We start from the raw sequence: 25087 nt of genomic DNA on the forward strand, positions 1-25087 counted from the left end.
CCCTGCAACAGGCTTCCACCGCGATCCTGTCCCAGGCCAACCAGATCCCTTCCTCTGTACTGAAATTGCTTCAGTAATATAGGCAGACGGTCAATGACGAGGGGGTGCGCGGTGCGCGCCCTTTCGTTGTTTTCACCCTGAGGTGACGGTTATGGACATGAGTGTCAATGCAGTAAAGGCGCTTGAAGTCAGTAAACCCATGACCACGCCAACCCACGTCGACGCTACTACGCTCGCTGCTGCCAAACCCAGCAACGATGCCGTAGCCCCGGCTGGCAAGGTTGAGCGTGATCAGGTTGAAAAGGCTGTTCAGGATATTCAGGCGTTCGTGGATTCCAACCAGCGCAACCTTAACTTTTCCATCGACGAAACCACAGGTGACGTTGTGGTGAAGATAGTCGCGACCCAAAGCGGAGAAGTCATTCGGCAACTTCCTTCCGAGGAAGCCTTGAAGATGGCCGAGCGCCTAAGGGACCCTCACAGCCTGTTGTTCGATGAGCAAGCGTGAGTTGGGCACGGAACTTGTAGTGTTCCGGTGAATAAGGCAGCGCGCCGGAATCTCGGCGGCTGACCTCCAGGAGAAGATTAATGACCAGTACTTCATCCACCACGTCAGTCAGCTCGAGCGGCGGGATTTCGGTCAGTGGCGTAGGTTCAGGCATCGATACCACATCGATCGTCAACGCCTTGGTAAACGCCTCCACCAGCCCCAAGCAAAGCCAGATCAAAAAAGCCGAAGCGGCCACCAATACCACGTTGTCCGGCATCGGTAGCCTCAAAAGCGCGCTGGAAGCGTTCCAAACCGCGGCGGCTGCGTTGAACAACACCAACACCTTTATGGGCTTGAACGCGGCTTCCTCTATGGAAACCGTGGTCAAGGCAACGTCGGATAACACCGCCTCGCCGGGTAACTATGCACTGGACGTCAAAAACATAGCGACGGCCTCTAAAGTCGCCAGTAAGCTGTTCAGCAGTGGCAGCAACACGGCGATCAGCTCTGGCACCTTGGCCATCACCCAGGGCGGCAAAAGCTATTCGGTGGACATCGGTTCCGGGGCGACCTTGGGTAGCGTTCGCGACTCGATCAACTCTTCGCTGTCCTCCAGTGGCATTAGCGCCAACATCGTGACCGATGCCAATGGCTCGCGCCTGGTGTTTAGCTCCACTACCACCGGTGCGGGTTCGGATATTTCCACCAGTGGCATCTCCGAGCTGACCATTGATGGCACCCAGCAACTGGCGGCAGGTGATACCAGCAGTGCAGGCTATATCACTGCCAGACCTGTCGACGCGTCTTATACCCTCGACGGTTTGTCGATGACCAGCAGCTCCAACGCGATCACCTCGGCCGTGAGCGGGCTTAGCCTGACACTGACAGGTGCTGGGAAGTCAACGGTTACCGTGTCATCCGATACGGACACCTTGAAAAAGTCGGTGCAAACCTTTGTAGATGCCTATAACACCATGATGACCGTGGTGAACAAGCAGACCAAAGTGACGTCCACCGGGGCTACCAGCAGTAGCAGCGACTCGGCTACTACCTCCGCTGGCGCCCTGACCGGCGACGCCATGGTGCGCAAGTTGGTGTCCCAGGTGCGCGGTGCCTTGACCGAAGTGAGCACCAGCAGTGGTTCGCTGAGCGTGTTGTCCCAGTTGGGGGTAGGTACCAACTCCTCCACAGGCTTGCTGTCGCTGGATGACACCAAGTGGAACACAGCGATGAAAACCCAGTATGGCAACGTTGCCAATTTGTTCACTGGGGACAAAGGCCTGATCACCCGGATGAACGGTATCCTCAAAGGCTACACCCAGGGCGGCGGAGTGCTTGAAAACCGGCAAAAAAGCCTAAACGCCACCCTGACCGACCTGGACGACCAACAGGATGCCCTGGACCGCCGTACCGCGTCGCTCACTGCCATTCTGACGGCCAAGTACACTGCCATGGACACGCTGGTCGCCCAGCTCAACGCCACCAGCAACAGTGTGTTGAACACCCTTGAGGCGATGAACAAGTCCAAGGACTGATTCAGCGGATCGCGGCCTTTCGCCCGGTAATCTTCGCAGGTTATCGGGCGTTTTCATTTCAGCCAGCCATAAAGTTCAGGCGCTGTGTGTCGATAAACTTAACGAGAGAACCTTCGGTTCCACCGTTACTGCCCACTTCCGAGGCCAACCGCAATGCATCCGATGAAGGCGCTTCGCCAATACCAGAAAGTCAATTCCCACGCTCAAGCGTCGGAAGCTAGCCCGCACCGCCTGGTGCAAATGCTGATGCAAGGCGCCCTCGACCGCCTGGCCCAGGCCAAAGGCGCCATGGCTCGCGAGCAACTGGCCGAGAAGGGGATGCTGCTGGGCAAGGCCATCGAAATCATCGGTGGCCTGCGCGAAGGCCTGGACCCTGAAAAGACCGACGACAAAAAAGGCATCGCCCGCCTCGATCAGCTTTATGCGTACATGATGAAGCAGTTGATTCAGGCAAACCGTAAGAACGACCCGAACATCGTCGACGAGGTTGCTCGCCTGATGATCACCGTCAAGGCTGGTTGGGATGCGATCGGCCATGTTGCTCAGGAATAATCGCGAGGACTCGACCATGAGTGCCCTGGAGCGGATCGAATACACCCGGGCGGCCTTGAGCGATGCGTTGGCGATCAAAGACTGGACCGCCATAGGCCAACTGGACCTGCAATGCCGGGCGTGCCTGGATGGGCTGTTCGACGGCGTGACGGTGGACCCCGCCGTGCTTCGCCATAATCTGGAGTCCCTGCTCACGCTCTACCGCCAACTGGTCGACGCCAGCAGAGGTGAGCGCCAAGCTGTGGTTGACGAACTCAAGCAGGTACGTCAGGGTCAAAGCGCTAGCAAGGTGTATCACCTGTTTCGCTGAGCAGGTTTAAGTAATATCGCTTTGCAGCAAGGCTTGAGAGGCCGTTGAACGCATTTAGCGCGCCAGGAATTTGACTGCGCCACTGTTTTTGACTTTACTAGTGCCTGGTTGAAGGGTTCCGGCGTCTCACGGTTTCGAGCCATGAGTTGGCAAATCGCCGTAGCGGGCATTGGGCCGTATCGGGCATTGACTAGGGAAGTTGCTATTGCATGTGGCGTGAAACGAAAATTCTGCTGATCGATGACGATAGCGTTCGCCGCCGTGACATGGCGGTGATTCTTAGCTTCCTGGGCGAGGACAACTTGCCCTGTGGTAGCGCGGACTGGCAACGGGTAGTCGAAGGCTTACCCTCCACCCGTGAAGTGCTCTGCGTATTGGTAGGCACCTTGAGCGCCCCGGCCAGCTTGCCGGGGCTGTTAAAGACAATCGCCGCTTGGGACGAATTTCTGCCGGTGCTGTTGCTGGGCGATAGCCCACAACTGGAACTGCCGGAAGACCAGCGTCGGCGTGTGCTCTCTACGCTGGAAATGCCGCCTAGCTACAGCAAGCTGCTGGATTCGCTGCACCGCGCGCAGGTGTACCGGGAAATGTACGATCAGGCTCGGGACCGCGGCCGTCATCGCGAGCCGAACCTGTTCCGCAGCCTGGTAGGTACCAGCCGTGCCATTCAGCACGTGCGCCAGATGATGCAACAGGTGGCCGATACGGACGCCAGCGTGCTTATCCTTGGCGAGTCCGGTACTGGCAAAGAGGTGGTCGCGCGTAACCTGCATTACCATTCCAAGCGGCGCGACGCGCCGTTCGTGCCGGTCAACTGCGGCGCCATCCCCGCGGAGCTGCTCGAAAGCGAACTGTTCGGCCACGAGAAGGGTGCCTTCACCGGCGCCATCACTAGCCGTGCTGGCCGCTTCGAACTGGCCAACGGCGGTACCCTGTTCCTCGACGAGATTGGCGACATGCCACTGCCCATGCAGGTCAAACTGCTGCGGGTACTACAAGAGCGCACCTTCGAGCGCGTGGGCAGCAACAAAACCCAAAGCATCGACGTGCGTATCATCGCTGCCACCCATAAAAACCTCGAAAGCATGATCGAGATCGGTAGCTTCCGCGAAGACCTCTACTACCGCTTAAACGTGTTCCCTATCGAAATGGCACCGTTGCGTGAGCGGGTAGAAGACATCCCCTTGTTGATGAACGAGCTGATCTCACGCATGGAACACGAGAAGCGTGGCTCCATCCGTTTCAACTCCGCGGCCATCATGTCGCTGTGTCGCCATGCGTGGCCGGGGAATGTGCGCGAGTTGGCCAACCTGGTGGAGCGCATGGCGATCATGCACCCCTATGGCGTGATCGGCGTGGCGGAGCTGCCAAAGAAATTCCGTTACGTGGACGACGAAGACGAGCAACTGGTGGACAGCCTGCGTAGTGACCTGGAAGAGCGGGTAGCCATCAACGGCCACGCCCAGGACTTCAGTTCGAGCGCGCTGTTGCCGCCGGAAGGCCTGGACCTCAAGGACTACCTGGGTGGCTTGGAACAGGGGCTGATCCAGCAGGCGTTGGACGATGCTAACGGCATCGTGGCCCGGGCCGCCGAGCGCCTGCGTATCCGGCGTACCACCTTGGTGGAAAAAATGCGCAAATATGGCATGAGCCGCCGGGAAGGCGACGAAGCTGGCGACGACTGAACCGGGTAAATGGCTAGCGTTGCTGGCCATTCCAGGCAGGCCTAGCGGGACGCTTTCTTCAAGGCCTTAAGGCGTTGCCTGGCCAGTTCGACCACCTCTTTCTTTTCCGGGCGTTTCATCTTCTTCCACTTTTTGATCTCCTGCCTTAGGCGCCCGCAGCTGACGCACATCTCGGCGTTGAGCTTGCAAATGGACACGCAGGGGTTTTCGACTTCTTTTGCCAAGGGTATTGCTCCTCATAACGCCACGGCGGATGCCCAAGGCTGGCTGGTTGGCTGTATGCAACTGACCGCGCCGCAGCCTTGAAATTGCGGCTTAAATGACCGTCGTGCTCAGTTGCTACGGTGGCCCCTATCGCCTGTGGGAGCGAGCGCAAGCTCGCGAAGAGATGGCACATTCGCCTGCACGCCTGCCCAACCTTCGGGCGCAATTCACGGCACATTCGCCAGCTCTGCTGGCTCCTACAGCAATCCCGTTTGTGCGATGAGTATCAAGACGGTATCCACGGGTTACCGATGTTGATTTCTCCGGCACATCCATTGCACCTTTATGGTACCCCGACCGTCTTCTGACGGTGAGCCACGAGAATTGATGAGCGGATGAGCCTAAAGATACTGCTGATAGAAGACGACCCTGGTCTGCGTGAGGCCCTGCTCGATACCTTGACGCTGGCCGGGCATGAGGCCGTGGCAGTGGCCGACGCCCAAAGCGCCTTGGCCCACGTGGCCCAAGAACCGTTCAGCCTGATCGTTAGTAACATGAACATGCCGGGCATGAACGGCCATGATCTGTTGGATCGGCTGCAAGCAGGGTGGCCGCATTTACCGGTGCTGCTGATGGCCGCCGATGGCCACGTGGAGCACGCTGTCAGCGCCATGCGGCAGGGCGCGACGGATTACCTGGTCAAGCCTTTCGAGCCCCAGGCCTTGTTGCAACTGATCAGCCGCTACGCCCTTGGCCATTTGCCTTTGGGCGAGGGTGAAAGCGCGGTGGCCTGCGAACCTGCCAGCCAACGGTTGTTGGCCCTGGCCTTGAAGGTAGCGCGCAGTGATTCAACGGTGTTGATTTCCGGCGAATCCGGTACTGGCAAAGAAGTATTGGCTCGTTACATTCACCGCCATTCGAGCCGCGCGGGGCAGCCCTTTGTGGCCCTCAACTGCGCGGCCATTCCCGACAACATGCTCGAAGCCACCCTTTTCGGTTACGAGAAAGGCGCCTTTACGGGGGCCGTGGCCGCCCAGCCGGGTAAATTCGAGCAATCCAATGGCGGCACTCTGCTGCTCGATGAAATTTCCGAGATGCCGTTGGCACTGCAAGCCAGGCTACTGCGGGTGCTGCAAGAACGTGAAGTGGAGCGGGTAGGGGGACGTAAGCCTATTGCCTTGGATATTCGTATCTTGGCCACGACCAACCGTGCATTGCAGGACGACGTGGCTGCGGGCCGTTTTCGTGAAGACCTCTACTATCATTTGTCGGCCTTCCCGCTAGCCTGGCTGCCCTTGAGGGACAGGCCCGCCGACATCCTGCCGTTGGCCGAACGGCTGCTGGCGCGCCACAGCTTAAAAATGAAACTGGAAAACGTCCGGCTGTCGGACCGTGCCAAAGCCGCTTTAGAGGCGTATGCCTGGCCCGGCAACGTACGTGAGCTGGACAACGCTTTGCAGCAGGCACTGATTCTGCAACGCGGCGGGGTGATCGATGCGCAGGATTTTTGCCTGCCTATCCTGGCCAGCCCGGCTATACAGACCGTTTCCGAGGCGCCCGCCAAGGCGGCGGTACCCGTTGAAACCCTGGGTTTGGGCGACGACCTGCGCCGCCGCGAGTTCGAATTGATCCTCGATACCCTGCGCAATGAGCGCGGGCGCCATAAGGAAGCCGCCGAGCGGTTGGGCATTAGCCCTCGAACCTTGCGTTATAAGCTTGCTCAAATGAAAGACGCCGGAATGGACGTGGAGGCCTACCTCTTCGCCAGCTGATTTACCGCATTTGTTGCCGTTGGCATCGCTCTTGCTACCTCTATGGTAACTGACGACGTTAGCGTCAAAAATTTGCAGGCCCCGGAGAGCAGCCCATGAGCCAAGGTGTTGAATTCAATCGCTTGATGATGGACATGCGTTCCATGCAGATGGAAGCCATGGGCTCGTCCAAAGCCGCTGCCGTTTCCGCGGTCAGCGCCGCTGGGGGCAGTAGCTTCGCTGACCTGCTTGGCAATGCTGTAGGCAAGGTTAATGACACACAGCAGGCAGCCAGCGAACTGGCCAATGCGTTCGAGATCGGTAAAAGCGGCGTCGATCTGACGGACGTAATGATTTCCTCCCAGAAAGCAAGCGTGTCCTTCCAGGCAATGACCCAGGTTCGTAACAAGCTGGTGCAGGCCTACCAAGACATCATGCAAATGCCGGTTTGAGGGCAGATTAGGCCATGGCGGACGCAACAACCGACAACGTACCGGTCAAGAGTGGCATGGCAGGCAACAAAGCTATGCCCGGCATGGCCTTTCTTGAAAACATCTCCAAGATGCCCGTGCTGCGGCAGGTGGGCCTGTTGGTGGGGCTGGCGGCCAGCGTGGCGATCGGTTTCGCCGTGGTGCTGTGGTCGCAACAACCTGACTACCGCCCCCTGCTGACCAGCCTGCAAGGGATGGACGCCAAGCAGGTGACCGATACCCTGGCCGCTTCGGACATTCCCTATACCGTGGAGCCCAACTCTGGCGCGCTGCTGGTCAAGGCGGACGACATCGGCCGCGCTCGGCTCAAGCTGGCCTCTGCTGGCGTGGTTCAAGGCGACGGTAACGTTGGCTATGAGCTGTTGGACAAAGACCAGGGCCTGGGTACTAGCCAGTTCATGGAAGCGGCCCGGTACCGGCGCGGCCTGGAAGGCGAACTGGCACGGACCATCTCGGCGCTTAACGGCGTAAAAGGCGCGCGGGTTCACCTGGCCATTCCGAAAAGCTCGGTGTTCGTGCGCGACGAACGCAAGCCTACTGCCTCGGTATTGGTAGAAATGTACGGCGGCCGTACCCTCGATCCAGGTCAGGTGATGGCAATCGTTAACCTGGTGGCGACCAGCGTGCCGGAAATGGACCGCTCGGGTGTGACTGTCGTCGATCAGAAAGGCACTTTGCTGTCAGACTTGGGCGAAAATTCCGAGTTGAGCATGGCCGGCAAGCAGTTCGATTACACTCGGCGCATGGAAGGCATGCTCACCCAGCGCGTACAGAGCATTCTGCAGCCAGTGCTGGGCAACGACAAATTCAAGGCCGAAGTGTCCGCTATGGTGGACTTCAGCGCGGTGGAGTCGACCTCCGAGCAGTTCAACCCTGACCAGCCGGCGCTGCGCAGTGAGCAATCGGTGAGCGAGCAGCGCTCTAGTGGCAGCAGCAATGGTGGGGTGCCAGGGGCGTTGAGCAACCAGCCGCCGAGCCCAGCCACTGCGCCACAAACCACACGTGGCGGTGCAGCCGCGGGCGCCCCTGGGGCAATTCAGCCTGGGCAACCGCTGCTTGACGCCAATGGTCAGCAGATCATGGACCCGGCCACCGGCCAACCCATGCTTGCGCCATACCCGGCAGACAAGCGTCAGCAGTCTACGAAGAACTTCGAGCTTGACCGTTCCATCAGCCACACCCGCCAGCAGCAGGGCCGTTTGACCCGATTGTCGGTAGCCGTTGTAGTGGATGACCAAGCCAAGCTAAACGCGGCCAATGGCGAAATCACCCATGCTGCCTGGAGCGCCGACGATTTGGCGCGCTTCCAGCGCCTGGTGCAGGACGCTGTCGGTTTCGATGCCAGCCGTGGGGACAGCGTGACGGTGATCAACGCGCCTTTCAATCCTGACAAGGGTGAGGTCATCGCCGAGCCGTCCTTCTACCAGCAGCCTTGGTTCTGGGACATCGTCAAGCAAGGCTTGGGCGTAGTGTTCATTCTCCTGCTGGTGTTCGGTGTATTGCGCCCTGTGCTCAACAACATCACCGGCGGCGGCAAGTCCAAGCAACTGGCATTGGACGGCGAAGGGGTACCGGGCGGTGGCGGCATGGCCGGCCCAGGTGGCTTTACGGGTATGAGTAGTGAGCTGGCCGATGATCGGGTCAGCCTAGGCGGGCCGCAGAGCATCATGCTGCCAAGCCCGACAGAGGGATATGACGCCCAACTGAACGCAATCAAGAGTTTGGTGGCCGAAGACCCGGGCCGTGTCGCGCAGGTCGTGAAAGAATGGATCAACGCAGATGAGTAGTAATCAGGCGATTGCCGCACCCAAACTGACCAAGGTCGAAAAGGCCGCCATTCTGTTGCTCTCGCTGGGTGAAACCGACGCGGCCCAAGTGCTTCGCCATATGGGCCCGAAAGAAGTGCAGCGGGTGGGCGTGGCCATGGCGCAGATGCGCAACGTGCACCGTGAACAGGTCGAGGAGGTGATGACCGAGTTCGTGGCCAGCGTGGGCGACCAGACCAGCCTGGGCGTGGGCTCGGATGGCTACATTCGCAAAATGTTGACCCAGGCCTTGGGCGAGGACAAAGCCAACGGTTTGATCGACCGTATTCTGCTGGGTGGCAACACCAGCGGGCTGGATAGCCTCAAGTGGATGGAGCCGCGCGCGGTCGCTGATGTTATCCGTTATGAGCACCCGCAGATTCAGGCCATCGTGGTGGCGTACCTGGACCCGGACCAAGCCGGTGAGGTGCTGGGCCACTTTGACCACAAGGTGCGGCTGGATATTGTGCTGCGCGTGTCGTCGCTCAACACCGTGCAGCCCTCGGCGCTCAAAGAACTCAACACCATCCTTGAGAAGCAGTTCGCCGGCAACTCGACCACGGCTCGGACCACCCTGGGTGGCATCAAGCGTGCGGCGGACATCATGAACTTCCTCGACAGCTCGATCGAAGGTCAAGTCATGGATTCGATCCGCGAGATCGACGCCGAGCTGTCTGGCCAGATCGAAGACTTGATGTTCGTCTTCAACAACCTCAAGGACGTAGATGATCGTGGTATTCAGGCGCTGCTGCGCGAGGTGTCTTCCGAAGTACTGGTGGTAGCGCTCAAGGGTGCGGACGACGGTATCAAGGAGAAGATCTTCAAGAACATGTCCAAGCGCGCGTCCGAACTGCTGCGCGACGACCTGGATTCCAAGGGGCCTGTTCGCGTCAGCGACGTGGAAACCGCCCAGAAGGAAATCCTCACCATTGCGCGGCGCATGGCCGAGGCAGGTGAGATTGTACTGGGCGGGAAGGGCGGCGAAGAGATGATCTAACCTCCCGAGGAGGTGTCTTAGTATTGGCGCGGCTCAGCCTTTTGGCTGCCGCGCCAATCGCCTATCCGTTTGCCAGGAATCATTGATGAGCCAGTCGAGCAAGGAACCGGTCAGCGAGCTGATTCGCGCCAAGGATTTACTGGGCGTGGACGTCTGGCGGCTGCCCAGTTTCGACCCGCCACCGCCGGAGCCAGAGCCTGAACCGGAGGGGCTTGGCGAAAGTGAAGAGGTGCCCCTGGATGAAGTGCAGCCGCTGACCCTTGAGGAAGTGGAAGCGATTCGCCAGGAAGCCTATAACGAAGGCTTTGCCGTGGGCGAGCGTGACGGTTTTCACGCAACCCAACTGAAGGTGCGTCAAGAAGCCGAGGTTGCCCTGCAGGCCCGCTTGGCGCCTCTTGAAACACTGATGGCGAACCTGATGGCGCCTATTGCTGAACAGGACACCGCGATCGAGCGTTCGCTGGTGGAGCTGGTCAGCCATATCGCCCGCCAGGTGATCCAGCGTGAACTGAAGATGGAGTCGTCCCAGATCGAACGGGTGATCCAGGAAGCGCTCAAGCTGTTGCCCATGGGCGCCAACAATATTCGCATTTTTATCAACCCCCAGGATTTCGAGCAGATCAAGGCGCTACGTGAGCGCCATGAAGAACAGTGGAAAATCCTTGAGGACCCAGCGCTCTTGCCGGGTGGCTGCCGCGTAGAGAGCGAGCACAGCCGCATCGATGGCAGCGTGGAAACCCGCATTACCCAAGCCTTGGCGCTGCTGTTCGACCAGTTGCACGAACAGGGCATGCACCCTGCCGAGGCAGACCTGCACCTGGAACTGGAGAGCAGCGATGCGCCTTGACCGTACCAGCTTCGCCCGGCGTTTGGTGACCTATGCGCCGGCGGTAGACTTGCCACGTCAGGCAGTGGTGGAGGGTCGGTTGCTGCGCATGGTGGGCCTGACCCTAGAGGCCGAAGGCCTGCGCGCAGCCATGGGCACCCGCTGTATGGTTATCAATGACGACTCCTACTACCCCTCCCAGGTAGAAGCCGAAGTCATGGGCTTTTCTGGCAGCAAGGTATTTCTGATGCCTGTAGGCAGCGCCGCGGGCATCGCGCCAGGTGCACGGGTCGTGCCCTTGGCTGATACCGGGCGCCTGCCCATGGGCATGAGCATGCTCGGCCGCGTGCTTGATGGCGCCGGCCGCGCGCTCGATGACAAAGGCCGGATGCGTGCCGAAGACTGGGTGCCACTCGATGGCCCCACCATCAACCCCCTTAACCGCGACCCCATCAGCCAGCCGCTGGACGTGGGCATCCGCTGCATCAACGGCCTGCTTACGGTCGGCCGTGGGCAGCGCTTGGGCCTGTTCGCCGGTACCGGGGTGGGTAAGAGTGTGCTGTTGGGGATGATGACCCGCTTTACCGAAGCGGAAATCATTGTGGTGGGGCTGATCGGAGAACGTGGTCGCGAGGTAAAGGAATTCATCGAACATAGCCTGGGTCCCGAGGGCCTGAAGCGTTCCGTGGTGGTGGCGGCACCGGCGGACGACGCGCCGCTGATGCGCCTGCGGGCTGCCATGTATTGCACGCGTATTGCCGAATACTTCCGCGACAAGGGCAAGAATGTCCTGTTGCTAATGGACTCGCTGACCCGCTATGCCCAGGCTCAGCGTGAAATCGCCCTGGCGATCGGCGAACCGCCCGCCACGAAGGGGTACCCACCCTCGGTATTCGCCAAGCTCCCCAAGCTGGTAGAGCGGGCCGGCAACGCAGAGGCGGGCGGCGGTTCGATCACCGCGTTCTACACGGTGTTGTCCGAAGGCGACGACCAGCAAGACCCTATCGCTGACTCTGCCCGTGGCGTATTGGACGGGCATATCGTGCTGTCCCGCCGCCTGGCTGAAGAAGGCCATTACCCGGCAATCGACATCGAAGCGTCCATCAGCCGGGTGATGCCGTCGGTGGTCACGCCTCAACACTTGACCCAGGCCCAGCAATTCAAACAGTTGTGGTCTCGCTATCAACAGAGCCGTGATTTGATCAGCGTCGGCGCCTATGTAGCGGGTGGAGATCGCGAGACCGACATGGCGATCAGCTTGCATCCACAGCTGGTGCACTTCCTGCGCCAAGGGCTGCACGACAACGAAAGCCTTGCCGCGAGCATGGAGCGCCTGGCTACGGTGTTCCGGCCCTTGGCGCCGGGTTGATAAGCCATGGCCGTTAGCCGCGCGGCGCGCCTGGCGCCGGTCGTTGAAATGGCGGAGAAAGCCGAGCGCACGGCTGTCCAGCGCCTGGGCCACTTCCAGGGGCAGGTACGCCTGGCCGAAGCCAAGCTGCAAGAGCTGGAGCAGTTCCGCATGAATTACCAGCAGCAGTGGATTGCCAATGGCACCAAAGGGGTATCCGGGCAGTGGCTGATGAATTACCAGCGCTTTCTTAACCAACTCGAAACAGCCGTGGCGCAACAACGCAAAAGCCTGGCCTGGCACCAGAACAACTTCAATAACGCGCGTGACGCTTGGCAGAAAGCCTACGCACGGGTAGAAGGGCTGCGCAAACTGGTCCTGCGGTATATGACCGAAGCGCGTACGTTGGAAGATAAGCGTGAACAGCGGTTGCTCGATGAACTTTCTCAGCGGTTGCCACGGTCTGATTCTTATTGAAACCTGATTTTCAGCCTGGTGGGCCCCCACATTGGGTGTACCCGCCTCGTTATCTCAAAGACGCCCAAGCATAGAGAAGGATCGATGTATGGCAGACGTAAGCGCAACGCCGTCCGAAGACGGCCGCGAGTTAAACATCAAGATCAACGGCCGATTTGACTTCGGCTGTCACCAGGCTTTTCGGGATGCCTATGAAAGACAAGCGCCCAAGCCTGCAAAGGTCATCATTGACCTTAAAGACACCACTTATCTGGACAGCTCTGCCTTGGGAATGCTGCTGTTGTTGCGTGACTACGCGGGAGGCGACAACGCCGATGTGAGCCTGGTCAACATCAGCTCCGACACGCGTAAGATCCTGGCCATCTCTAACTTCGAAAAACTGTTCAACGTGTCGTGATGCTACCGGACAGCCCCTCCGTCTCGGTATTGATCGCCGACGACAACATGACCGACCGTATGCTGCTTTCGAGCATCGTACGGCGCCAGGGCCACCATGTGCTGCAAGCCGGCAATGGCGAGGAAGCCGTGCGGGTGTTCGAGCAGATGCGGCCGCAGATCGTACTGCTGGACGTGATGATGCCGGTGATGGACGGGTTCGAAACCGCTCGACGCATCAAGGCCTTGGCGGGGGAGGCACTGGTGCCAGTGATCTTCCTCACCTCCATGTCCGAGGACGATGCCCTGGTTCGCTGCCTGGAAGCCGGGGGCGATGATTTCCTGCCCAAGCCCTATAACCAGATTATCCTGGCGGCGAAGATTCATGCCATGGAGCGCATGCGCAGGCTCCAGGCAACAGTGCTTAAACAACGTGATGAGTTGGCCCGCCACCACGGCCACCTGCTCAACGAGCAACGGGTGGCCAAGGCAGTGTTTGACCAAGTAGCGCACTCCGGTTGCCTGGGCGCCGCCAATATCCGTTACCTGCAGTCGCCCTATGCGCTGTTCAACGGCGACTTGCTGCTGGCCGCCGCCAGCCCCGGTGGCGACCTGCACGTGTTGCTTGGTGATTTCACCGGGCACGGTTTGCCTGCCGCGGTCGGCGCCATGCCCTTGGCGGACGTGTTCTATGGCATGACTGCCAAGGGCTATGGCCTGGCCGAGACCTTGCGGGAAATGAACGCCAAGCTCAAACGCATACTGCCGCCGGACATGTTCTGCTGTGCCACCTTGCTGAACGTGAGCGTGAACCGCCGCGTACTGGAAGTGTGGAACGGCGGCATGCCCGACGGCTACTTGCTGCGTCAGAACGGCGAGCGCCTGGTATTGCCTTCAAAGGCCTTGCCATTAGGCATTCTTTCGCCCGAACGCTTTGACCCGATGACCCAGGTCTACCCGGTGGAGGAGGGGGATCGTATCTTTCTACTGTCCGACGGTGTGATAGAAACCGCCAATCACCAAGAAACCCTATTCGGCGCGGAGCGCCTAGAGGCGGTGCTGGACCATAACACCGACCGTGATCGGCTGTTCGAGGACATTCGCGAGGCATTGCAGCGTTTTCATGGGGAAACCCGCGATGACGTCAGCATGGTACAGGTAAAGGTTGTGGACTCAGCCAGCCTGCCGCCTGTGGCGGTGACGTCCGCGCGCGGCCAACCCACCCCGACCGATTGGTCAGTGTCGTTCGAATTCCGGGCCGAAACCCTGAAACATTACAACCCGTTGCCTTTCCTGTTGCAGCTGCTTCAGGAAGTGCAGGGGCTTCGTGCCCAAAGCGGCGCCCTGTATACGGTGCTGACCGAGCTGTATTCCAATGCCCTGGAGCATGGTGTGCTAGGGCTAGACTCTAGTTTGAAGCGCGATGCCCAGGGGTTCGCCAGCTACTATCAGTTGCGTGAAGAGCGGCTCAAGGAACTGCAACAGGGGTATGTGAAGATTGGCCTGACGGTGGAGCCAGAGGGTGAGCACGGCGGGCGGCTGGTTATCGCTATCGAAGACAGTGGTATAGGCTTCGATGTGGCTGAAACCATGCGCCAGTCGGGTTTGGGGATGGTGTATTCGGGCCGTGGGGTGAAGCTGGTCAAGGCACTGAGCCGTAGTGCGCAGTGGGCTGACGATGGGCGTAGCGCGCGCGTGGAATTTGCGTGGGAGGGCCAGGCATAATACGCCGCTCAAGGAGGATAATGTGAACACACAGCCTGTGGACGCCGCTGTACTGGCAACGCTCAAGGACATCATGGGTAACGATTATAGCCTTCTGGTGGACACCTACCTCGGTGATTCCGAGCATCGGCTCGCTCAACTGCGGGGCCTGCCCAATGGTCGCCCATTGCGTGAAGCCGCCCACAGCTTTAAAGGGAGCAGCAGCAACATGGGTGCGGTTTGCCTTGCCGCCCATTGCGCTCAACTCGAACACCTGCCCCTGGATGCCGCCGACGAACACATTGATGCGCTGCGCCGTTGCATCGTCGAGGAATTCGACCAGGTGAAGGCGTATTTCTTGGCCGAGCGCTGACCTCTCGAACGCATACAGTTGTCTCGGCCGGCCTGGCCCACCTTTTGCTTTAAGCCATGTAACTGATCATTCACCCACTCTGCGGGGTCGCTGTCATGGCTGTCGCTTCAAACCCATTACTGCAAATTGGCAGCCCTTTTGGGGCAACCGGCAAGGCCCAGCCTGGAGCCGTCAACCCCACTTCAAAAGTGGCTGATAGCGGCAACGACGGGGGCTCCAGCTTCGCTCAGGTGTATGCCCAGGAACACAAGGCGGTGCCACAGAAGGCCCCGGCGTTGGCTAGCGCGCGCGTAGCCACCCACTTGGCCAGCAGCGACAAAAAGCCAGCGGTTGCCGTACAAGGCAAAGACGATAAACCGTCGGTTGCCGATAGCGGCAAGCGCTCGCCGGTTAGCAAAGCTGACAATACCGCCACCGACAAGGTAGACGACCCCAAGGCCACTCAGAGCCCTGATGACGCTCAAGCCAGCAGCAAAACCGACGACAGCAAGGCCGCAAGCGATAAAGCCAGCGAAGAAGACACGCTGGCTCAGGCCACTGTCGAGGATGCTACGCCGCCGTCGGCCCCTGTCACCGACCTCACGCTAGCGACCGCGCCGGTGGCCGCGCCTGTGGTGGACCCCACTACGCTGCCTCAGCCGCTGGTTGACCCGGCCCAATTGCAAGCGGCCGTGCAAACCCCGACGCCTGCCTCCGCGGATACCTTTGACCCTGCGGCAGACCCCTTGGCTGACATGCCTATGTTGCGTATGGCGCTTGAGCAAAGCGCAAAGGACCAGGGCACTACCTCCGTGCATGCGCACACCGAGAGCAGTCCCGCGCAAGCGGCCACTGACCCAGTGGCTGACGCCTCCTTCTCCGAGCTGATGGGGGCCATGGCTGATAAACAGGCCGTGACTGAAAGCACGGCTGATAGCGATGCCGATGGGCTGGGGGCGATTGGTGAACTCAAGGCCGGTTCAGGCACGGACAAGGGCGATACGCGCCTAGACGACTTGACTAGCCGCCTGGGCCAACTCAACCAGGCAGTGGGTGCCAAGGGCCAGGCGGCGGCTGCGCCACCGGCGCAGCCCTTGAATATGCAGCAAAGCGGTTGGAGTGAAGGCTTGGTCAACCGGGTAATGTACCTGTCCAGCCAGAACCTGAAAACCGCTGACATCCAACTGCACCCGCTGGAACTGGGGCGCCTGGATATCCGCGTAGACGTGACCCCTGATCAACAGACCCAGATTACCTTCCACAGCGCCCACCTGGGGGTGCGCGAGGCCCTGGACAGCCAGCAGAATCGGCTGCGTGACATGCTCGCCCAACAGGGCCTGACTCACGTTGACGTCAGCGTGTCTGATCAGTCCCGGCAATCTCAGCAGCAACAGCAGCACCAGGCCCACGCCAGCCAGGGCAACGGCAACGCCCAGGCCCGTGGCGGCGGGGCGGTGGATGACGTCGATGAGGTCAGCGCGGTAGCCGCGGCGGCCGCCAATCAAACCGTGATCGGCAGCAGCCTGGTGGATTACTACGCCTGACCCGGCTTTACCTTACCGGGTATGTAACCAACTGGAGGTGGCGCCAATGCGAATGTGCCACGCCAGCGGGCAATAGTGGAGGGTCTGTACGCGGATTTGCTTATGCAGGGCGGCCAAATGGCGCGCAGGCACGTACAGTTCCGTGGCGATACGGCACACCGAACGGAATTGGCGCACATCCGCCTGTTGCGCCATAAGCACATCATTGAACACCCCGGGGCCGGTGACCTGATTGATCCGCCGCGCGTAGGCGGTCACCTGTTCATGGGGGTCGGCGCCTTCATAGGGGCGCTGACGGTACAGGTCGCGATTGGTCAAATAACGCAAGTAGCTCTCTTCGGAAATGGCCTCCAGCAAAGGGTTATTGGGTAGGCTGGCGAAGTTGCTGGTATTGAAGCCGCAATGCAGCCCTAGCCGCGGTTCGCTCACCAGGCCATTGAGCAGCAAGCGCCCCGGTGCTACGGTCCACTGCTGATCGGCGAAGCGCCCCTGGCTGGGGGTGCCGGCATAAATCACATCGTCCACGTCCATGTATACGCCGCCAAAATGATGCACCAGGCGGTAGCGCAGCACGTCCGTGGCGCTTGCATAGTTGATGCCGCTGCCCTGGGTAGCCGCCAGGTATTGCTGGTGGTAAGGCGTGTTTTGGAATTCGCGAAAGAACTGGGTTTGCGCCAGCTTATGAATATGCAGGTTGGGCGGCGCCGCAGCCAGGTCCGCCAAGGTCAGCGCATGGTCAAGGGGGTCGTTGACCGCCAGGTACAGGTGATAGTCGAAGGGCGCTTGGCCCAGGCCGGCCTGGGTAGCGTTGCGCAGCAGGTTATCCGCCAGTTTGCCGGGCATGCGGCGGCCCAGCCATACGCTGTGGATCATTCGCGGCAAAGGCAGGCGGTCAGTGGTAGGCAAATCTGGAATTTGCCAAGGGTAGGTAGCAGGCATGCCCAGTTCAGCGGTTGCGGCCTCGATGGTGGGTGCCAGAGCCTCAGGGGCGTTGGTCGCGTCGAAGCGTTCGAACAGGCTACGGTCGCCGTTATAGCGAAAGGCAGTGCCCCCCGGGGTGCGCCAGCTTTCACTGAAGGGGTCGAAGCGAACCAGGCGCAGGCTGTCCTCGGTCTCGATCAGAAACCCCGGCGCTACTACGCTGTTGAGCCGCTGACGCTGCACGCCACGTAGAACGCTCAGCGCAGGCCGCCGCCAAGGCTGCACAGCCATGGGTGATAGCAAGCGCAGCCGCGCAGGGTGCAGGTCGGCAGCCGCTACATGCACTTCATGTTCCAGCCAGGCGCCATCGCCCAGGGCCCGGAGGTCCTCACTGCTCAGCTGATGGTCCTCCTGGCCGAGCAGCGCCAATGTATTGGCTCGATTCAGACGCAGGTTATGGCGTAGCGACACAACGCGTATCCCACGGGCATGCAAGCGAAACAAGTGGAAGGGCCCATCGAAATTGGCCTTGGCATGAGCCAGGGCGCCCTCGGCGTTTCCAAAGGCCCGGACCACCGGGCCGCTGAGCATGGGGGGAACGTTCTCAAAGCGCAACGTGATCGGCAGCCCTTCCTCCAATAAGGTGGCAGGGGATTGGCCGCGCATTGAGGGCTGAACCGCGAACAGGAAGTCCATATCCGTACGCTCGATCATCCCTTGGGCGTTCAATGGCCAGAATGACACCGGCGACGTGGGTACGGGCGTATTGTCTGCCAAGGCTACCGGCTCGGCTTCGTCCACTTCCCAGGGCCAGTCGGGCACCTCTGCGGTGGTTAAAAAGGGCAAGGTCAGCAACGCGCTCAGCCCGGCGCCCACGGCAGCAACGATGGCCTGGGTACGCTCTGCCGTGGAGCGTGCATTTACAGCCTTTTCGATATCCAGGCCCGTGGCGATGCTGGCACTGGCCACCGCCACCAGTGCGATGGGCCAGCCTGTCGGTGCCAGGTTCAGTGCCAGCCCCGACAGCGTGGACAGAAACGCGATGGCTTCGTCCTTGCGCAAACGGTTATTGCTGGTCAATGCCTGGTGGGCATGCTGTTCCATTTCTGCCCGTGCTCGCTCAGCCAGCCAGGCAAATGGGTCGCTACCCAAGGGCAAGGCCTCACCACCGAGCCATCCTGGCGCCAGGGCGCCGTTCGCCAACTCGGCCAGGGCACTACGAATCCCGGTTTCCGTGGGCGCGAAATGCTGCTGCAGTTGCCTCAGGCCTTCGGGCGTGCTGGTTTGCCCAGCCAACCAGATGGCCAGGGCGTCGTCTGACTCGAAGCGGTGAAAGGCTTGCCAGGCGCCAGGGATATACAAGTATTGTCCGCCACGGGCGCTATGAATACGCAGCAGGTGTCGGGCGCTATGGCCTGCAAGGCTCAAATCGGTGATACGCACCTCTGGCCTTGGCGGCAGGAGGCGGCCCAGGGCGCCTGGGGAAAGGTCTCGGCCTATCCCAGGGGCCAGGGCGCCACGCAGAATAGAAAGGTCCTGCGCGCTCAACAGCCCTTGGTTGCGGCCATGGCCTAGGCTGGCCAACGCGCTGGCGCGGCTCAAGGCAATAAAGTCGGGGGTACGGGTGCGCCAGAAATAAGCCAGTCGGGTTCGGTAGTGGCCGGCGAAATCAGCGCGCCAAAAATCAGCGCTCAATTGGCTGGGCAGTAATCGCACTTCGCAGGTTTCGTCGAAGGCGCCCGCACCGGCCGGCGCGGTGTAGAAACCACTGAGCACATCCAGCTGATCCAGGTTGTCCTGAGCGGCGAAGGGAAAGCGCTGCGCTACCAAGGCCGGCAGGCTCAGGCTTTGCACCGGTGGGCCGCTGTGGGCCCAGCCGGTAAACGCCCGTGGGCTAGAGCGGGCATTGTCGAAGCGGTGCCAGTACAGGCTGTGCACATCCACCGGAGGCATGGGATGCAAGCGTACCAGCCGCTTGGCTTCAATTTCAGCCGCTTGGCCCAGGTCAGGATAATCGTTCAACCAGCGCTGGCTCATCTCGAGCAATTCGGCCATTTCGCGGGTATGTGCATCTACAGGCATGGTATTGACTCCAAGAAAAAAACCAAGCCTGACCAAGCCTGTAGAAATCGGGTGGTGCATATGCGCATCTGCCGGAAACATGGCATAACACTTGCTCGACCTGAGCCAAAGCAACTGTATCCTCTTAACGCGACGGATTATTGGCATGGCTAAGAAAGACGAAGACGCAGGCGCCGGCCCTGAAAAGAAAAAGGGCAAGCTCAAGTTCATCCTGATCATTGTGGTGGCGCTGTTGCTGGCGATCGGCGCCTCGGTGGGTGGAACCTGGTACTTCATGCACAAGTCCCAGGCTAATAAGGACGAAAAAGCGCCGGGCGCCGCCGATGCCGCCGCCACCAAGGCCGTGGCGATCTATGAGCCGCTCAACCCAGCCTTCGTCGTTAACCTGAATCAGAACGGCAGGCAGCGTTACCTACAAGTGAGCATCACCTTGATGACCCACGACCAGGCGGGGCTCGATGCCTTGAAAGAACACCTGCCGGTTATCCGCAACAACCTGGTAATGCTGCTGTCGGGTCAGGATTTCACTACCTTGGCCAGCCCTGTAGGCATCGAGATGTTGCGTCAGAAAGCCACCGCGAGCGTGCAGGAAGTCGCTCAGAAAGAGGTTGGCAAGCTGGTCGTGGATCAACTGCTGTTCACCAATTTCGTATTGCAATAGGAAAACCTCATGGCCATGCAGGACCTGTTGTCACAGGACGAGATCGACGCGCTGCTTCACGGCGTGGATGACGGCCTGGTACAGACCGACGCGCCCGCGGTACCCGGCAGCGTTAAAAGTTACGACCTCACCAGCCAGGACCGGATCGTGCGCGGGCGCATGCCCACGCTGGAGATGATCAACGAGCGTTTTGCCCGCTACACCCGCGTGAGCATGTTCAACATGCTGCGCCGCTCCGCCGACGTGGCCGTGGGCGGTGTACAGGTGATGAAGTTTGGCGAGTACATCCACTCCCTCTACGTGCCCACTAGCCTCAACCTGGTAAAGGTCAAGCCGCTTCGGGGCACGGCGTTGTTCATTCTCGACGCCAAGCTGGTATTCAAACTGGTCGATAACTTCTTTGGTGGCGACGGCCGCCACGCCAAGATCGAAGGGCGCGAATTCACCCCTACCGAGCTGCGCGTGGTGCGCATGGTGCTGGACCAAGCCTTCGTGGACCTCAAAGAGGCTTGGCAGGCGGTGCTGGAAGTAACGTTCGAGTTCATCAACTCGGAGGTCAACCCGGCCATGGCCAACATCGTTGGCCCAAGCGAAGCGGTGGTGGTGTCCACCTTCCACGTGGAGATGGACGGCGGCGGCGGGGATTTGCACGTGGCCATGCCGTATTCGATGGTCGAGCCCATACGGGAAATGCTCGATGCCGGGTTTCAGTCCGACCTGGATGACCAGGACGAACGCTGGATCAAAGCGCTGCGTGAAGACGTGCTAGACGTATCGGTGCCCTTGAGCGCCACCGTGGTCCGTCGGCAGCTCAAGCTGCGGGACATCCTGCACATGCAGCCAGGGGACGTGATCCCTGTGGATCTACCCGAAGAACTCATCATGCGCGCCAACGGCGTGCCCTCGTTCAAGGCCCGCCTGGGCTCGCACAAGGGTACCCTGGCATTGCAGGTCACTTCACCGATAGAGCGCCGCTGAACCGGGCCGCGCTGATCAACCGAGTATATTGAGGAACACCATGGCTGACGATAAAAACACTTCCGCTGACGACCAGGCCCTGGCCGATGAGTGGGCCGCGGCGCTGACTGAATCCGGCGATGGCGGGCAAAGCGATATCGACGCACTGCTGCAGGCCGACGCCGCCTCACAACCGGCCGGTACTCGCCTGCCGATGGAAGAGTTCGGCTCCTCGCCGAAATTCTCAGAAACCCAAGGCATGGAAGGCCCGAACCTGGATGTGATCCTGGACATTCCAGTGACCATTTCCATGGAGGTGGGCAGTACCGAAATAAACATTCGCAACCTGCTGCAGCTCAACCAGGGTTCGGTCATCGAGTTGGACCGCTTGGCTGGGGAAGCCTTGGATGTGCTGGTTAACGGTACCCTGGTGGCTCATGGCGAGGTGGTAGTGGTGAACGAGAAGTTCGGCATTCGCCTGACCGATGTGATCAGCCCGGCTGAACGCATCAAGAAGCTGCGCTGATGAGGGCCGTAGCGGCCGGTCTGGCCTTGCTACCTGCCTTGGCGCTGGCTGCCACTGAGCCTGTGACCGTGCCCGCCACGGCACCGGCGCAAACAGTAGCCCCTACTGCCGCTTCAGCCGTAGGAGGGGGCATGGCCTCGCAACTGGGGCAGACCGCTCTGGGGTTACTGGCCGTAGTCGCGGTGATCCTGGCGCTGGCCTGGGTGCTGCGTCGGGTGCAGCATAACCAACCGCGCGGTGGGCAGGTCATCGAAATGCTTGGCGCGCGCGCCCTGGGCCCACGGGACCGGCTGGTGCTGGTGCAAGTAGGGCGTGAACAGATCCTGCTGGGCCTGTCGCCTGGGCGCATCACCCCCTTGCATGTACTGCAACACCCGGTCGAGGCCCCCAAGCCTGGCGAGCCGGTTACGCCTGAATTCGCTCAGCGGCTCATGGAACTGCTTGGCAAGGATCATAAGGATAAAAAGTAATGCGCAGCCTGCGCTGGCTCATTGTGCTTTCTGGGGTATTGCTCGCCCCAACCGTGCTGGCGGCCGACCCCTTGTCGTTGCCGGCCATTACCATGACCACCGGCGCCAACGGCCAGCAGGAGTATTCGGTCAGCCTGCAGATCCTGGCGATCATGACGGCGCTGAGCTTTATTCCAGCGTTTGTGATGCTGATGACCAGCTTCACCCGGATCATCATCGTGTTTTCCATCCTGCGTCAGGCGCTGGGCCTGCAACAAACTCCCTCCAACCAGTTGCTCACTGGCATGGCGCTGTTTCTAACCCTGTTTATCATGGCGCCGGTATTCGACCGGGTGAACAACGATGCCCTGCAGCCCTACCTGGCTGAGCGTATGAGTGCACAGGACGCCCTGGCGAGGGCAGAGGTGCCAGTACGGGACTTTATGCTGGCGCAAACCCGGCAGAGCGACTTGGACCTGTTCATGCGGTTGTCACGCCGCACGGACATCCCCAGCGCCGATCAGGCCCCGCTGACTATCATTGTGCCGGCCTTTGTGACGTCCGAGCTTAAAACCGCTTTCCAAATCGGCTTTATGATTTTTATCCCGTTTCTGATCATCGACCTGGTAGTGGCCAGCGTGCTCATGGCCATGGGCATGATGATGCTCTCGCCGCTGATCATTTCGCTGCCCTTCAAGATCATGCTGTTCGTGCTGGTGGATGGCTGGGCGCTGATCATTGGCACATTGGCCGGCAGCTTCGGCGGCGTCTGACCTGAGGACGTGTAATGACCCCGGAAATCGCAACAGACCTGTTCCGCGAAGCCCTGTGGCTGACCACGCTGATGGTGGCCATCCTGGTGCTGCCCAGCCTGCTGGTAGGCCTGGTCATCGCCATGTTCCAGGCCGCCACCCAGATCAACGAACAAACCCTGAGTTTTTTGCCGCGCATGCTGATCATGCTCGTCACGCTCATCGTGCTCGGGCCCTGGATCGTGCGTGAATTCATGGATTACATCACCACGCTGTATGGCAGCATCCCTGGGTTGATCGGCTAGCATGCTGCAACTCACCGATGGCCAGATCGGCGCCTGGGTGGCCATGTTCATCCTGCCGCTGTTTCGCGTAGCGGGCTTATTGATGACCATGCCACTGTTCGGCGGCAACATGGTCTCCACGCGCATTCGTCTGTATCTCTCGCTGGCCATTACGGTGGTAATCGTGCCAGGGCTGCCGCCCATGCCGGAGGTACATGCCCTGGACCTGAGCGCGCTGTTGCTGGTAGGCGAGCAGATCATCGTCGGCGCGCTGATGGGGCTGTCCATTCATATGCTGTTTCAAGCCTTCGTGATTGCTGGGCAGATCGTGGCCATCCAGATGGGTATGGCCTTCGCCTCGATGGTGGATCCTACCAACGGCGTAAACGTGGCGGTGGTCAGCCAGTTCTTCAACATGCTCGTCACCCTGCTGTTCCTGACCATGAACGGCCACTTGGTGGTATTCGAGGTGCTGACCGACAGTTTTACCACCTTGCCCATCGGCCACGCGTTGTTTACCGGGCAGTTCTGGGACCTGGTTACCCGCATGGGCTGGGTGCTGGGCGCGTCCTTGCTGTTGGTGTTGCCGGCCATCACTGCGTTGTTGGTGGTGAACATCGCCCTGGGCATCATGACCCGCGCCGCGCCTCAGTTGAATATCTTCTCCGTGGGCATGCCCATGACCCTGGTGTTGGGCATGGTGATCCTGTGGATCAACATGGCGGACATTCTCAACCAGTACCAGCCCCTGGCCACTGAGGCCCTGCGCTGGCTCCGTGCACTGACAGAGGCGAGGTGAGCCATGGCGGAAAGCGAAAGCGGCGCGGACAAAACAGAAGACCCCACGGACAAACGAAAGAAAGACTCCCGTGAAAAGGGTGAGATCACCCGTTCCAAGGAGCTCAACACGTTCGTGGTCATGCTGGCGGGCATTGGGGCTGTGCTGGCGTTCGGCGGTGCCCTGGCCGAAGCGCTGATGGCGATCATGAAGTACAACTTTACCCTCAAGCGCGACGTGCTGACCGATACCAACCAGATGGCGCTGTTTCTGTTCAGCTCCGGAAAGATGGCGCTGCAGGGCATTCAGCCCATCATGATCGTGTTGATCCTGGCGGCTATCATTGGCCCCATCTGCCTGGGCGGCTGGTTGTTCGCCGCAGGCTCCATGGCGCCGAAATTCAGCCGCATGAACCCGGCCAGCGGCTTGAAGCGCATGTTTTCCAAGCATGCCCTGAGCGAACTGCTCAAGGCCCTGGGCAAGTTCGCCATTACCATGGCCGTGGCGGTCTGGGTACTCAAGCGCGACCAGCCAGAACTGCTGGCCATTGCCCACGAGCCCATGGAAAAAGCCATCATGCACTCCATTCAGTTGGTGGGGTGGAGCGCCCTGTACATGGCCATGGGGCTGTTGATCATTGCCGCCATCGATGTGCCCTTGCAACTGTACCAAGGCAAGGAAAAGCTCAAGATGACCAAACAGGAGGTGCGCGACGAGCATAAGGATTCCGAGGGCCGGCCCGAGGTGAAAGGCCGTATTCGCCAATTGCAGCGGGAGATGTCCCAACGCCGCATGATGACCAATATCCCCCAGGCGGATGTGATCATCACCAACCCCACCCACTTTGCCGTGGCGCTCAAGTACGACGCCGACACGGGAGGCGCGCCGATGCTGGTGGCCAAAGGCGTGGATATGCTGGCGCTGAAGATCCGCGAAATCGGCGTGGCCAACCAGGTGCAGATCATGGAGTCGCCTGCGCTCGCGCGGTCGATCTACTACTCCACCGAGCTGGATCAACCGATTCCTTCAGGGCTGTACCTGGCCGTGGCGCAGGTGCTGGCCTACGTGTACCAGATCCGCCAATTCCGCCCCGGCCAAGGCAAGCGGCCCGAGCCGCCCAAGGACATGCCCATTCCCGATGAGCTCAAGCGCGATGAACGCGGCGAGCCCTTGTAGGCGCCAGCCAAGCTGGCGAACAGATTTCACCGACTCTGCCGCGCAATCATCAACA

The 25087-nt window shown here is 60.3% G+C and carries 26 protein-coding genes; 24 read left to right on the plus strand and 2 right to left on the minus strand.

Translation table 11 applies throughout. The features are described 5' to 3' along the window. Nucleotides 1–157: 157 nt before the first annotated feature. The 5 genes from ACWKV4_RS12025 to ACWKV4_RS12045 all read left to right on the plus strand — a co-directional run bounded on the left by ACWKV4_RS12025 (nucleotide 158) and on the right by ACWKV4_RS12045 (nucleotide 4572). The gene (locus ACWKV4_RS12025; protein WP_483832470.1) at nucleotides 158–508 is read left to right on the plus strand and encodes a flagellar protein FlaG; all 351 of its coding nucleotides are present in this window, start codon (nucleotides 158–160) and stop codon (nucleotides 506–508) included. An 80-nt stretch (nucleotides 509–588) separates the two neighbouring features. Beyond that, nucleotides 589–2025 carry a flagellar filament capping protein FliD gene (fliD, locus tag ACWKV4_RS12030; RefSeq protein WP_483832469.1) on the plus strand — a complete coding sequence of 479 codons (1437 nt, stop codon included), beginning with the start codon at nucleotides 589–591 and terminating at the stop codon, nucleotides 2023–2025. A 153-nt stretch (nucleotides 2026–2178) separates the two neighbouring features. Beyond that, nucleotides 2179–2577 carry a flagellar export chaperone FliS gene (gene fliS, locus ACWKV4_RS12035; protein WP_483832468.1) on the plus strand — a complete coding sequence of 133 codons (399 nt, stop codon included), beginning with the start codon at nucleotides 2179–2181 and terminating at the stop codon, nucleotides 2575–2577. A 16-nt stretch (nucleotides 2578–2593) separates the two neighbouring features. After that, a complete protein-coding gene (locus tag ACWKV4_RS12040; protein ID WP_483832467.1) occupies nucleotides 2594–2887 on the plus strand; it encodes a flagellar protein FliT in 294 nt (97 codons plus the stop codon). 209 nt (nucleotides 2888–3096) lie between these two features. Beyond that, complete coding sequence (locus ACWKV4_RS12045; protein ID WP_483832466.1) at nucleotides 3097–4572, plus strand: sigma-54 dependent transcriptional regulator; 1476 nt, start codon at nucleotides 3097–3099, stop codon at nucleotides 4570–4572. Between the two features lie 41 nt (nucleotides 4573–4613). Here the strand turns inward: ACWKV4_RS12045 and ACWKV4_RS12050 are convergent, their stop codons facing one another. Then, nucleotides 4614–4796 (minus strand): DUF1289 domain-containing protein, encoded by a 183-nt coding sequence (locus ACWKV4_RS12050; protein ID WP_483832465.1) that lies wholly within the window; start codon nucleotides 4794–4796, stop codon nucleotides 4614–4616. Between the two features lie 375 nt (nucleotides 4797–5171). Here ACWKV4_RS12050 and ACWKV4_RS12055 point away from each other — a divergent pair, with 375 nt between their 5' ends. The 11 genes from ACWKV4_RS12055 (at nucleotide 5172) to ACWKV4_RS12105 (ending at nucleotide 16446) form a co-directional block, all read left to right on the plus strand. Beyond that, a complete protein-coding gene (locus ACWKV4_RS12055) occupies nucleotides 5172–6548 on the plus strand; it encodes a sigma-54-dependent transcriptional regulator (RefSeq protein ID WP_483832464.1) in 1377 nt (458 codons plus the stop codon). A 95-nt stretch (nucleotides 6549–6643) separates the two neighbouring features. Further along, nucleotides 6644–6979, plus strand: a complete 336-nt coding sequence (gene fliE, locus ACWKV4_RS12060; protein WP_483832463.1) for a flagellar hook-basal body complex protein FliE — start codon at nucleotides 6644–6646, stop codon at nucleotides 6977–6979. 14 nt (nucleotides 6980–6993) lie between these two features. Further along, nucleotides 6994–8805 (plus strand): flagellar basal-body MS-ring/collar protein FliF, encoded by a 1812-nt coding sequence (gene fliF, locus ACWKV4_RS12065; RefSeq protein WP_483832462.1) that lies wholly within the window; start codon nucleotides 6994–6996, stop codon nucleotides 8803–8805. Next, a complete protein-coding gene (gene fliG / locus ACWKV4_RS12070; RefSeq protein ID WP_483832461.1) occupies nucleotides 8798–9820 on the plus strand; it encodes a flagellar motor switch protein FliG in 1023 nt (340 codons plus the stop codon). Before fliF ends, fliG begins: the two co-directional genes overlap by 8 nt. A gap of 85 nt (nucleotides 9821–9905) precedes the next feature. Continuing rightward, nucleotides 9906–10667: a flagellar assembly protein FliH gene (fliH, locus tag ACWKV4_RS12075; RefSeq protein ID WP_483832460.1), complete on the plus strand. Its 762-nt coding sequence runs from the start codon at nucleotides 9906–9908 to the stop codon at nucleotides 10665–10667. Beyond that, entirely contained in the window at nucleotides 10657–12015 is a 1359-nt protein-coding gene (gene fliI, locus ACWKV4_RS12080; protein WP_483832459.1) for a flagellar protein export ATPase FliI, read from the plus strand. Before fliH ends, fliI begins: the two co-directional genes overlap by 11 nt. A 6-nt stretch (nucleotides 12016–12021) precedes the next feature. Then, nucleotides 12022–12471 carry a flagellar export protein FliJ gene (fliJ, locus tag ACWKV4_RS12085; protein ID WP_483832458.1) on the plus strand — a complete coding sequence of 150 codons (450 nt, stop codon included), beginning with the start codon at nucleotides 12022–12024 and terminating at the stop codon, nucleotides 12469–12471. 88 nt (nucleotides 12472–12559) lie between these two features. Beyond that, complete coding sequence (locus ACWKV4_RS12090; protein ID WP_483832457.1) at nucleotides 12560–12868, plus strand: STAS domain-containing protein; 309 nt, start codon at nucleotides 12560–12562, stop codon at nucleotides 12866–12868. Then, nucleotides 12868–14571: a SpoIIE family protein phosphatase gene (locus ACWKV4_RS12095; protein ID WP_483832456.1), complete on the plus strand. Its 1704-nt coding sequence runs from the start codon at nucleotides 12868–12870 to the stop codon at nucleotides 14569–14571. Before ACWKV4_RS12090 ends, ACWKV4_RS12095 begins: the two co-directional genes overlap by 1 nt. Before the next feature lie 22 nt (nucleotides 14572–14593). After that, nucleotides 14594–14923, plus strand: coding sequence for an Hpt domain-containing protein (locus ACWKV4_RS12100; protein ID WP_483832455.1), 330 nt, complete (start codon nucleotides 14594–14596; stop codon nucleotides 14921–14923). Between the two features lie 95 nt (nucleotides 14924–15018). Next, entirely contained in the window at nucleotides 15019–16446 is a 1428-nt protein-coding gene (locus ACWKV4_RS12105; protein ID WP_483832454.1) for a flagellar hook-length control protein FliK, read from the plus strand. A 12-nt stretch (nucleotides 16447–16458) separates the two neighbouring features. Here ACWKV4_RS12105 and ACWKV4_RS12110 read toward each other — a convergent pair whose 3' ends face one another. After that, nucleotides 16459–19449 carry a dermonecrotic toxin domain-containing protein gene (locus ACWKV4_RS12110; protein ID WP_483832453.1) on the minus strand — a complete coding sequence of 997 codons (2991 nt, stop codon included), beginning with the start codon at nucleotides 19447–19449 and terminating at the stop codon, nucleotides 16459–16461. Nucleotides 19450–19594: 145 nt separating this feature from the next. On the opposite strand from ACWKV4_RS12110, the gene fliL reads away from it, so the two are divergent. The 8 genes from fliL to flhB are packed head-to-tail and all read left to right on the plus strand — an operon-like array spanning nucleotide 19595 to nucleotide 25032. Next, nucleotides 19595–20110, plus strand: coding sequence for a flagellar basal body-associated protein FliL (gene fliL / locus ACWKV4_RS12115; RefSeq protein ID WP_483832452.1), 516 nt, complete (start codon nucleotides 19595–19597; stop codon nucleotides 20108–20110). Nucleotides 20111–20119: 9 nt separating this feature from the next. Continuing rightward, nucleotides 20120–21088: a flagellar motor switch protein FliM gene (gene fliM, locus ACWKV4_RS12120; protein WP_483832451.1), complete on the plus strand. Its 969-nt coding sequence runs from the start codon at nucleotides 20120–20122 to the stop codon at nucleotides 21086–21088. A gap of 40 nt (nucleotides 21089–21128) precedes the next feature. Beyond that, entirely contained in the window at nucleotides 21129–21593 is a 465-nt protein-coding gene (gene fliN, locus ACWKV4_RS12125) for a flagellar motor switch protein FliN (protein WP_483832450.1), read from the plus strand. Next, a complete protein-coding gene (gene fliO / locus ACWKV4_RS12130; RefSeq protein ID WP_483832449.1) occupies nucleotides 21593–22063 on the plus strand; it encodes a flagellar biosynthetic protein FliO in 471 nt (156 codons plus the stop codon). Before fliN ends, fliO begins: the two co-directional genes overlap by 1 nt. Beyond that, nucleotides 22063–22815 carry a flagellar type III secretion system pore protein FliP gene (gene fliP / locus ACWKV4_RS12135; protein ID WP_483832448.1) on the plus strand — a complete coding sequence of 251 codons (753 nt, stop codon included), beginning with the start codon at nucleotides 22063–22065 and terminating at the stop codon, nucleotides 22813–22815. The genes fliO and fliP overlap by 1 nt, the downstream gene beginning before the upstream one ends. Nucleotides 22816–22829: 14 nt before the next feature. Further along, on the plus strand, nucleotides 22830–23099 hold the full coding sequence (gene fliQ, locus ACWKV4_RS12140; protein ID WP_483832447.1) for a flagellar biosynthesis protein FliQ: 270 nt from the start codon (nucleotides 22830–22832) through the stop codon (nucleotides 23097–23099). A 1-nt stretch (nucleotide 23100) separates the two neighbouring features. Beyond that, complete coding sequence (fliR, locus tag ACWKV4_RS12145; RefSeq protein ID WP_483832446.1) at nucleotides 23101–23877, plus strand: flagellar biosynthetic protein FliR; 777 nt, start codon at nucleotides 23101–23103, stop codon at nucleotides 23875–23877. A gap of 3 nt (nucleotides 23878–23880) precedes the next feature. Next, on the plus strand, nucleotides 23881–25032 hold the full coding sequence (gene flhB / locus ACWKV4_RS12150; protein WP_483832445.1) for a flagellar biosynthesis protein FlhB: 1152 nt from the start codon (nucleotides 23881–23883) through the stop codon (nucleotides 25030–25032). Nucleotides 25033–25087 lie beyond the last annotated feature (55 nt).

It is taken from the genome of Pseudomonas artemisiae, assembly GCF_057128685.1.